The organism is Mesorhizobium sp. M7A.F.Ca.US.002.01.1.1 (genome assembly GCF_004022955.1).
Classification (GTDB): Bacteria; Pseudomonadota; Alphaproteobacteria; order Rhizobiales; family Rhizobiaceae; genus Mesorhizobium; species Mesorhizobium ciceri.
On the sequence record NZ_RZQE01000205.1, the window covers coordinates 1 to 9,967 of the forward strand.

General features: G+C 61.7%; 10 protein-coding genes and 1 pseudogene. 6 read left to right on the top strand and 5 right to left on the bottom strand.

The features are described 5' to 3' along the window. The 4 genes and pseudogenes from EN932_RS19705 to EN932_RS19720 all read right to left on the bottom strand — a co-directional run. Positions 1-201, bottom strand: a pseudogene (locus tag EN932_RS19705) (amidohydrolase); the annotation flags it as partial. A 35-nt stretch (positions 202-236) separates the two neighbouring features. Beyond that, positions 237-1,046 carry an ABC transporter permease gene (locus tag EN932_RS19710; RefSeq protein WP_082826529.1) on the bottom strand — a complete coding sequence of 270 codons (810 nt, stop codon included), beginning with the start codon at positions 1,044-1,046 and terminating at the stop codon, positions 237-239. Further along, a complete protein-coding gene (locus EN932_RS19715) occupies positions 1,043-2,218 on the bottom strand; it encodes an ABC transporter permease (RefSeq protein ID WP_127368869.1) in 1,176 nt (391 codons plus the stop codon). The genes EN932_RS19710 and EN932_RS19715 overlap by 4 nt, the downstream gene beginning before the upstream one ends. Positions 2,219-2,273: 55 nt before the next feature. After that, complete coding sequence (locus tag EN932_RS19720) at positions 2,274-3,329, bottom strand: ABC transporter substrate-binding protein (protein WP_063168759.1); 1,056 nt, start codon at positions 3,327-3,329, stop codon at positions 2,274-2,276. Between the two features lie 121 nt (positions 3,330-3,450). Here EN932_RS19720 and EN932_RS19725 point away from each other — a divergent pair, with 121 nt between their 5' ends. Genes EN932_RS19725 through EN932_RS19745 form a run of 5 tightly spaced genes read left to right on the top strand, consistent with a single transcriptional unit; the run spans position 3,451 to position 8,005 of the window. Beyond that, on the top strand, positions 3,451-4,785 hold the full coding sequence (locus EN932_RS19725; protein ID WP_127368868.1) for an aminotransferase class III-fold pyridoxal phosphate-dependent enzyme: 1,335 nt from the start codon (positions 3,451-3,453) through the stop codon (positions 4,783-4,785). After that, positions 4,785-5,522 (top strand): GntR family transcriptional regulator, encoded by a 738-nt coding sequence (locus tag EN932_RS19730; RefSeq protein WP_063168757.1) that lies wholly within the window; start codon positions 4,785-4,787, stop codon positions 5,520-5,522. The genes EN932_RS19725 and EN932_RS19730 overlap by 1 nt, the downstream gene beginning before the upstream one ends. After that, positions 5,522-6,628 (top strand): ABC transporter ATP-binding protein, encoded by a 1,107-nt coding sequence (locus EN932_RS19735; protein ID WP_128368990.1) that lies wholly within the window; start codon positions 5,522-5,524, stop codon positions 6,626-6,628. Before EN932_RS19730 ends, EN932_RS19735 begins: the two co-directional genes overlap by 1 nt. 31 nt (positions 6,629-6,659) lie before the next feature. Next, on the top strand, positions 6,660-7,595 hold the full coding sequence (locus EN932_RS19740) for a 3-keto-5-aminohexanoate cleavage protein (protein WP_063168755.1): 936 nt from the start codon (positions 6,660-6,662) through the stop codon (positions 7,593-7,595). Beyond that, a complete protein-coding gene (locus EN932_RS19745) occupies positions 7,592-8,005 on the top strand; it encodes an acyl-CoA thioesterase (RefSeq protein ID WP_164753839.1) in 414 nt (137 codons plus the stop codon). The genes EN932_RS19740 and EN932_RS19745 overlap by 4 nt, the downstream gene beginning before the upstream one ends. A 100-nt stretch (positions 8,006-8,105) precedes the next feature. On the opposite strand, the gene EN932_RS19750 is transcribed toward EN932_RS19745, so the two are convergent. After that, positions 8,106-8,675, bottom strand: a complete 570-nt coding sequence (locus EN932_RS19750) for a cupin domain-containing protein (RefSeq protein ID WP_128368989.1) — start codon at positions 8,673-8,675, stop codon at positions 8,106-8,108. A gap of 193 nt (positions 8,676-8,868) precedes the next feature. Between EN932_RS19750 and EN932_RS19755 the strand changes: the two genes are divergently transcribed. Continuing rightward, positions 8,869-9,882, top strand: a complete 1,014-nt coding sequence (locus EN932_RS19755; RefSeq protein WP_063170311.1) for an arginase family protein — start codon at positions 8,869-8,871, stop codon at positions 9,880-9,882. Positions 9,883-9,967: the final 85 nt, after the last annotated feature.

Below are 9,967 nucleotides of genomic sequence, written 5' to 3' on the forward strand. Positions count from 1 at the left end.
GGCGTCCATATCGGCGCGAATGCTCAGGCTGCGACCAGCGCCGAGCCTGCCCCTGAGCGTGCCGACGACGCCTGTGCGGCCGACACCTTCGGTCGTCTCGATGCCCCACGAGCGCAGTTTGTCCGCCACGAAACGTGCCGTCTCGAACTCTTCGAAGCCGAGTTCTGGATTGGCATGCAGATGCCGCCGCCAGGCCGTCATCTCTGTCTCTAGTTGCTGCACCGAGGGTACCAGTCTCATGCCGATGCCTTTGCGCGAAGAGTTTGTGAGCGGCTCTGCAGGATGGCGATGACCACAAGCAGGATTGCCGAGAAAGCGATCAGCAGCACGGCGACGGCCGCGATGGCGGGACTGATGGACTCGCGCACCCCGGAGAATATCATGCGAGGCAAGGTTCGCTCTGCGCCCGTCGAGAGGAAACTTGCGACGACGACTTCGTCGAAAGAGATGATGAAGGCGATGATGGCCCCTGTAATGACGCCCGGCGCTATCAGCGGCAGCACTACCTTGAAGAATGTGCGCATGGTGCCGGCGCCGAGCGATGCCGCCGCGCGAACCAACGTCCGGTCGAAGGTCGAAAGGCTGGCGACGACAGTCGTCAGCATCACAGGCACGGCCATGGCCGTATGCACCAGAATGATCGATAGCTTGTTGCCAACGAGTCCCAGTGTGGCGAAGAATGAAAAGGCCGCGACGCCGACAATGACGACCGGCGTCACCAAGGGCGCGGCGATGATCGCATAGAGGATCCGTTTGCCGGCAAAATCGCCCCAGGCGAGCCCGATCGCCGCCGGTATGCCGAGCAGCAGCGCCAGAACCGTGGTGGACAGCGCGATGACGACCGAGTTCCACAGCGCGGTCGGCCAGCGCTGGTCGACCCACAGTTCGGCATACCAGCGCAGCGACCAGCCCGGCGTCGGAAACGCCAGCGAGTTGCTCGAGGTCAGCGACATGGGGATCACGATCAGCAGGGGCAGGATGATGAACGCCAGCAATGTCGCCGCATAGGCATACATCAGCCATTTCCGGAAGCGGTCGGCGCTCATGCGACATGCGCCTTGCGGCGGAAGAGGACGGACGCCGTCCAGAACAGGAATGCAAACAGGACGAGGATCATCAGCAGTTGCAACGAAAGCGCTGCACCCATGCCCCAGTTCAGTGTGCTGTTCGTGTAGAACGCTATGTAGCTGGAGATCATCTGGTCGGTCGGCCCGCCGACAAGCGTCGGGGTGATGTAGTAGCCGAGTGCGAAGACAAAAACGATCGCCCCGCCGGACAGGATTCCTGGCAGGATCAACGGCAACTGCACGCAGCGCCACGCTGTGAGCCACGGCGCGCCCAGTGACAGTGCCGCGCGCATATAGGTGGTCGGAACCCGCCGCATGACGGCGACGACGGAGAGCACCATCATGGGCAGCAGAACCTGAACCATTGCCACGTAGAGTGAAAAGCGTGTGTAAATGAGATTGAGCGGCTCGCTGACGATGCCGAGGCCAAGCAGCGTGGAATTCACGGGTCCGTTCTTCTGCAGCACGATGATCCAGATGACGGTGCGCACCAGCAGCGATGTCCAGAGCGGAAACAGGATCAGCGCGAACATGAGCTTCGACCAGGCCGGCGGCGCGCTGACAATTGCCTGCGCCAGCGGCACGGCGAGCACCGCGCAGATCACGGTCACCACGATGGTGATCCAGATCGTACGCAGCAGCGCGTCGACGAAGATGGCGCGATCGGCTGAAATGGCTTCGATCGAATTGTCCGCGCCTCGCTTCAGGTCAAGGCTCGCAAGCAGATAATAGTCCGTTCGCGCGCTTTGCTGACGCGCGATGACCTGCCAGAGATCGATATTTTTCCAGCCGGCCTGTTTGGAGAGCACCTCGTCGCGCACGGGACGCATAGTCAGCTTGCCGTCGGCCGCATCCTTTGCCGTCTTGATGACGAGGAAACGGCTGCCGACGACGCGCTGGTTCACGAGTTGCGCCAGTACGCCTTCCTTTCCGGCGCGCCGCGCGTCGGCCAGGTCCTCGACGAGTGCTGCAAAGACGGGTTCGCCAGGCAGGCCGCTATCTGCTTTCCAGCCTGCCAGAGCGGCAATTGTGTGCGGCAGGTTGTTCGAAAAATCCGAGTTGTCGACGGCCAGAGCGAGGAAGCGCGCCACCGGCCACAGAAACAGAATGACGACGAACAGGATAAGCGGGGCCGTCAACAGGGCGAGCATGCCGCCCCGTTGGCGCCGCTTTATAGCCGGCTTTGTCCCGACCAACATGCCTGGGTTACTTCGCGAGCCAAGCCTTGAAGCGTTCTTCCAGCGCTTCCTTGTGCTCGGTCCAGAAGTCGTTGTTATAGGCGGCGCCGTACTGGAGGTGCTCCGGCGACGTCGGCAGGTTGGCCTTCCAATCCGCGGGAATGAGGTCGGCGGCTTCCTTGCGGCCGGTGCCATAGGCATAGAGTTTCGAGAAGCCGGCCTGATTTTCAGGGATGGAGAACCACTTGAGGAGATCCAGCCCGCCCTGCTGGTGCGGTGCGCCCTTCACCACGGCCCAGTAGTCGGTGCCGTAGAAGAAGCCTGCGTCCCATGCGATGGCGTAGGGCTTTTTCTCGTTAATGGCTTCGTTGGTGATGCGTGCATTGAACGCGTCGCTGAGCGTCACTTCCCCGCTGTCGAGGTTCTGGATGCCCTGCGTCGTGGTGGACCACCAGACGACGTTCGGCTTGATCTTGTCGAGCATGGCGAAAGCCCGGTCGATACCTTCCGGCGTGGCCAGCACCTTGTACATGTCCTCGCGCTTAACGCCGTCGGCCATCAGCGCGTTTTCCAGCGTGAACTGCGCCTGCTGGTAGAGGCCACGCTTTCCCGGAAATTTCTCGACGTTCCAGAAATCCGCCCAGCTCTTCGGCGCGGCGTCGCCCTTGTAGACATTTGTGTTGTAGGCGAGGACCGTGGCCCAGGTATCGGACGCGACGCCGCATTCGTGCAGGGTGCCCGGCAAATAATTGGCCGCGTCGCCTGTGATTTCTGGCGTCAGCGGAATGAACAGGCCTTCGGCGCAGCCGACTTCCATGGCGGGCGCTTCGACCGAGACGACGTCATAGGTGATGTTGCCCGCCTGCACCTGGGCACGCACCTTGGCGACCTCGCCGCCCCACTCTTCCATGACGATCGGGACGCCCGTCTTTTCGGTGTACTTGTCCCAGACCCCATCCTTGTAGGCCTTGTCCCATGTACCACCCCAGCCGACTACCGTGACGGGGTCGGCCGCGGACGCGACCAAAGCCGAGGTCGCGAGGCAGATCGCGGCGGCAGATACGGCTTGCAGATAAGTCCTCATTGCAGTTCCCCTTTCTTATCGTTGTAGATTTGATCAAATTTCAAACGCAAAATTGATTGATTAGCAACAGGAATTTACGGTACGGTGTAAAAAAGTGAAAAAGCCAAAGGGATTTGATCGAATGCTGCAAGGCACTAGAGACGTGCGCGCCAATGTCAGTCTCGCTGCTGTTCTGGACGAGGCGCGACAGCGTTTCGCTGACGCCAACCCGAACAGCCGGGCGCGTCAGAACGAGGCCGCGGCATCGTTGCCGGGCGGCAATACGAGGGCTGTTCTATGGTATCGGCCATTCCCCGTATCGTTTGTTTCCGGTGAAGGCTGCAGGGTGACCGATCTGGACGGCCATACCTATGTCGACCTGGTCTCGGAATACAGTGCCGGTTTTTACGGCCACTCCGACAAGGCGATTTCGGCGGCCCTTGTGGACGTCATACAGGGTGGCATCATGTTGGGCGCACCCAACCGCTATGAGGCGCGCCTGGCTGCCGCGGTGGTCGACCGTTTTCCGGCCATCGAGCGCGTGCGCTTCTGCAACTCGGGCACCGAGGCGAACATCATGGCGATTTCGGCGGCTCGCGCCATCACGCAGCGCTCGAAGATCCTCGCCTTCCGCGAGGGCTATCATGGCGGCGTACTCACCTTCGCGCATGGCGGCTCACCGCTCAATTTGCCTTTCCCCTTTGTCTTCGCCGACTACAACGATAGTGCAGGCGCCGTGGCGCTCATCAAGGAACAGGGCGACGAACTTGCCGCGGTGATCGTCGAACCGATGATGGGCGGCGGCGGCTGCATCCCGGCGACGCGTGAGTTCCTGGAAGCGCTGCGCGCCGCGACGAAGGAGACCGGCGCGCTGCTGATCTTCGACGAGGTGATGACCTCGCGCCTCGACTACCGCGCGCTCCATGGCGCACATGAAATCTTTCCCGATTTCGTGACGCTCGGAAAGTACATCGGCGGCGGTGCGAGTTTTGGCGCATTCGGTGGACGCGCGGATCTCGTCGACCGCTTCGATCCTGCTTTGCCTGGTGCGTTTTCGCATGGCGGGACGTTCAACAACAATATTCTCAGCATGGCTGCTGGTTTCACCGGTCTGACGCAGGTGCTGACGCAAGAGGCGAGCCGCGCCATCAATTCGCGCGGCGATCGCTTGCGTGAAGCGATGAACGTCTCCCTTGAGCGGTATGGCGTCGAGGGCATCGTCATAGGGCGCGGGTCGTTGATGAACCTGCATTTCGTCAGGGGGCCGGTGGACACGCCGGCGCGGCTCGACGATGCCGATCCATCGGCGATTGCGCTTTGGCATATCGAGATGCTGTTGCGAGGGTACTACGTGACGCCGCGCGGCATGCTGGCGTTGTCACTGCCATTTGGCGACGCAGAACTCGACGGCTTCGCCGCCGCATTCGACGATTTCCTGTCGAGCAACCTCAAAATACTGCCGCGCCGGACAAACTGATGCTCGATCGCAAGGATGCCACTGCCGGCTCGGCCGCGCAAAAGACAGCTCATGTTCGTGTACATACGGGCTTGAAGGAGGCACTGATGAACGGTGACTTCCTGCCCGGCCAGAGACTGGTCGTACGACAGCTTGCCGAACAGTACCGGACCAGCGCCATGCCGGTGCGCGAGGCCTTGCGGCAACTCGTCAGCGACGAGGCGATGTTCGACCACCCAAATCGGGGCGTCATTGTCCCTGAGGCCACGGTGGCGCGTATTTCGGATCTGGTGCGTGTGCGCTGCAGCGTCGAAGGGACGGCGGCCGAGTGGGCCGCGACGACCATCACGCCCGAAGAACTCGATGAATTGGCGAAGCTGAACGGGCTGATGCGCGAATGCGTCGAGAGCAATGTCATGGCTAATTATCTCGGCCTGAACAGGCGCTTCCATTTCACGATGTACCATGCCGCGCGTTCACCTCTCATCCAGCAGATCATCGAGAAATTGTGGCTGCAGGCAGGACCGTTTCTGAACATCGTCCGCTCCGACGTGACCTACGGCCTGGGCCTGGACCATCACGACGAAATGCTCGCGGCGCTGCGTCGCGCCGATGGCGCGGCTGCGCGCAAGGCGCTGGTTGCCGATCTGCGCGAGGCCGCCGACATCATTCTTCGCGCCGCGGCGGCGGCTGAGGCTCAACCTGCGCGCAAACGCCCGGCTTCGGTACGCCGTGATCCGAAGGCGCAGGCGCGGTGATGGGCGGATCCCCGCATGGCCCGGTTCATGTCGAGTTTCGTGGCGTCAGCAAGCGCTACGGGCAGACCGTCCAGGCGGTGCGTCAGCTCGACCTGGAAATCATGCGCGGCGAATTCCTGACGCTGCTGGGGCCTTCGGGATCCGGCAAGACGACGGCGTTGATGATGCTTGCCGGATTCGAGGATACGACCGAGGGCGAAATCCTCATTGACGGTCAGCGCATCGACAACGTTCCCGCCAATCGTCGCGGCATCGGCTTGGTGTTCCAGAACTACGCGCTTTTCCCGCACATGACGGTCGCCGAAAATCTGGCTTTCCCACTCGAGGTCCGCAAACTTGGCCGCGAGGAGGTGACGCAACGTGTCAGGAACGTTCTCGACATGGTCCAGTTGCCCGAATTCGGCAACCGGCGTCCGGCGCAGCTTTCGGGTGGGCAGCAACAACGCGTCGCGGTTGCCCGCGCCCTGATCTTCGAACCAAATCTTGTCCTGATGGACGAACCGCTCGGCGCCCTAGACAAGCAACTGCGCGAGCAGATGCAGTTCGAAATCAAGGAAATCCATGCCCGGCTTGGCGTCACGTTCGTTTATGTGACCCACGACCAGACCGAGGCGCTGACCATGTCCGACCGGATCGCGGTGTTCAGCGCCGGCCGCATCGAGCAGCTTTCGACACCACGCGAACTGTATGAGCGTCCGACGGGCAGCTTTGTGGCGAGCTTCATCGGCGAGAACAACCGCATGTCCGGCACCGTGCTTGCCGGCGGTGAAAATGGTGGCGTGGCCGTCCATCTCGACGATGGCGATCTGGTGTTGAACGCCATTTCCCCTGGCGCGACGCCCCCTACGGGCGCCAGGGTGACGCTGTCGATCAGGCCCGAGCGCATGTCCTTATTGCACGAAGGCTCCACCGCCCTCAACGTGATCGCGGCAACCGTCGTTCAGTCCGTCTATGTCGGCGATCACATCCGGCTCGTCGCTGTGACGGCGGGCGGCCTGAAATTCATTGTCAAGCTTGCCGCATCGTCGTCTCGGTCCGAACTCAATGCGGGCGAGGCGGTTCGATTGGGCTGTGGTCGTGAGGATTGCCTCGCTCTCGATAGATAACAACAAAAGGCAGACAAGGGAGAGTTCAACCATGAAGAAATCGCCGAAAGTCGTCATCACCTGTGCGGTCACCGGCTCGATCCACACGCCGACGATGAGCCCGTATCTGCCGATAACGCCGTCCGAGATCGTCGACGCCGCTGTCGGAGCAGCCGAAGCCGGGGCGTCGGTGATCCATCTGCATGCCCGCGATCCGGAGACCGGCAAGCCTACCCCTGATCCCAGGCTGTTTATGGATTTCCTGCCGCGCATCAAGCAGCAGACCGACGCCGTGATGAACATTTCCACCGGCGGCGGGCTGAAGATGACCCTCGAAGAGCGCCTTGAAGCGGCGCACGCTTCGAAGCCGGAACTCTGCTCGCTCAATATGGGATCTATGAATTTCGCCTTGCACCACATCGCGCCGAAATACACCGACTGGAAGTACGACTGGGAGAAGGGCTATCTGGAAGACACAAAGAAGGGCATCGTCTCCAACACGTTCGAGCAGATCGAGCGGATCATCGTCGAGGTCGGCCAGGCTTATGGCACGAAGTTCGAGTTCGAGTGCTACGATGTCAGTCACCTCTACACGCTTGCGCACTTTCTCGACCGCAAGCTGCTGAAGCCGCCGCTTTTCGTCCAGACGATCTTCGGGCTGCTGGGCGGTATCGGCGCCGACCCAGAAGACATGATGCACATGCGCAGGACGGCTGATCGGCTGTTCGGAGACGACTATCTCTGGTCGATCCTTGCCGCGGGCAAGCACCAGATAAATCTCTGCACGATGGGCGCGATCATGGGCGGCAATGTACGGGTCGGTTTGGAAGACAGCCTCTATGTCGGCAAGGGCACGCTCGCCAAGAGCAATGCCGAACAGGTGGCCAAGATAAAGCGCATTCTCAACGAGTTGTCGCTCGAAATCGCGACGCCCGACGAAGCCCGTCAACTGCTGGATCTCAAGGGCGCACATGAGGTCGGGTTTTGACGCCCCCCGGCATCGAAACCTATGTCGGCGTCGTGCATCCTTGGATGTGCGACGCGATGGGCCATCTCAACGTTCGTCATTATGTGGCGATGTTCGATGACGCCAGTTTCCAGTTGCTGGGCAGGATTGCCGATCCTCGTTTGACGCCGACCCTTGGCTGGGCGGATGTGAGGATGGAGATCGACTACGTGCATGAAACCGCGGTGGGAACTCTGGTCACCGTTCGCAGCGTTATAGAAAAGCTTGGGAAATCGTCGCTGACTTATCTGCATGAAATGCGCGGTACGCTGGACGGAGTCCTGCATGCGCGCATGCGCACCGTAACGGTGCGCTTCGATCTTCAAGCGCGGAGCAAGATCGAGATCGAAGGCGAGGCCCGGCAGGCGAGCGCGAAACTCCCGAGGGGGTGAAGCCGGCAGCTTTGCGCCTCAAGTCGGTCGTTAAGACCAGCTTCGCCGTTTCCCGAAAGCCGACGTCATCGGACTACGCTGGCTTAAGATGACTGCGCCTCTAGACGGACGGCGGCGACAGGATGAAAAGCGCTTGCGCCTGCTTGGTGGCGGAACTGTTGCGGAAGGTGTGGAGGCGTCTTGGGTCGAAAGTCATGGCGTCGCCTTCGAGCAGGACGAACTCCTCGCCTTCGAGCAACACGGTCACGCTGCCCTCGACGACGAACACGAATTCCTCTTCCGAACGCCAGCTGTAGAGCTTGTCGCCGCCGGTGCCGCCCGGCGCCATGATCGACAGGATCGCCTGCGTCCGAACCGCGGATTTCGGGCTGAGCAGGAAGTCTGAAAGGTCGGTGCCGCCGAGCACCGCCGGAGTGCGCGCGTCAACGCGGACGACAGCCGTGTTGTCATGCTGGAACAGGCTGCCGATCGTAATTCCAAGAATGTCGCACAGGCGAACGAGCGTTGCCACCGAGTGCGAGGCCTTGTCGCGTTCGACTTCGCTGAGAAAACCCTTGCTGACTTCAACGCCATCCGCCACGGCCTGGAGGGTAAGGTCCAGTTCGCGCCGTCGATTGCGCAGGGCATCACCGATGCGGGCCGTGGACGGCCTCTGGGTGCCACTCGTCATGATTGCGCTCTCAGCATGTTCAATCCCATACCGTCAGCTCGGTCCGCCGTACAAGCCGGAATTTTATGTGTTCTGTATAGAACAACTTTGTTGACTTATACAGAATTCCCCACCAGCATCCAGATGAATTTCGAGGAGGCGGCGGTGCCATGAGGCGAGCCTTCCCCGCCAGCATACGGATGAAGGAGCGATGATGAGCCAAGACGATATTGCCGAAGCCAGGCGCAGTTCGCAGAGTTGGTACTGGTGGGGCATCGCGACGTTTTTCCGCTGCCCGGTAGCGGAGACTCCGGCCGATGTGGATATCGGCCTGGTCGGCGTGCCGCACAGCTCCGGAAACGGCTCGACGGAGCGCGACCAACATCTTGGCCCGCGTGCGGTCCGCAACGTGTCGGGCTACTATCGCCGCTCGCACGGGGTGCACGGCTTTTCGCCATGGGATGCCGCCAAGATCAGCGATCTTGGCGACGTTCCCCTGCCCGAGGCCATGAACAACGAGGCCTGTGTCCGCGACATCGAAGCCTTCTACGCCCGGCTCGACGCCGCCGGCACAAACCCGGTTTCCATCGGCGGCGATCACTCGATCACCGGGCCTATCATCAAGGCCATCGCCGGACCGGGCCGGCGCCTGTCGGGAGGCCAGCCCTGCTCGCTGATCCATTTCGACGCGCACACCGATTCCTACGACAACATGCCCCACTGGCTTGGCGCGAAGCGTTCGGCGGCGCACTGGGCGGCCTATACGGCAAAGGAAGGTGCGGTCGACCCGGAACGCAGCATCCAGATCGGCATGCGCGGTCATCCGGCGGCGGATATCCACACCGGCGGCGTTGGCGGCTCGAGTCGCGCTCTGGGCTATCGGGTTGTTACGATGGACGAGTTCGAACGCTTGGGCATAGAGCGCATGGTGGAGATGATCCGCGAGCGGGTTGGCGATCGCCCCGCCTACATCACCTTCGATCTCGACAGCCTCGACCCCTCCGTCGCTCCCGGGGTTTCGAACCTCGAGCCGGGCTTCGGCGGCCTGACCATCCGCGAGGCGACGCGCCTTCTGCAAGGATTGAAGGGGCTCAACATCATCGGTGGGGACGTCGTCTGCCTGATGCCGACCAAGGACAGCCCCAACCAGATCACGGCGCAGGTCGCCATGGTGATGATGTACGAACTGATCTGCCTGATCGCCGCAAAGAATGCCGAGACGCACTGACGCGTGGCCTTGGCCGCTACAGGAGCGCGCCGACGCCATCGGTGATGGCGTCGCGGCTCGCGGCTCCGGACTTTCGATGCCGATG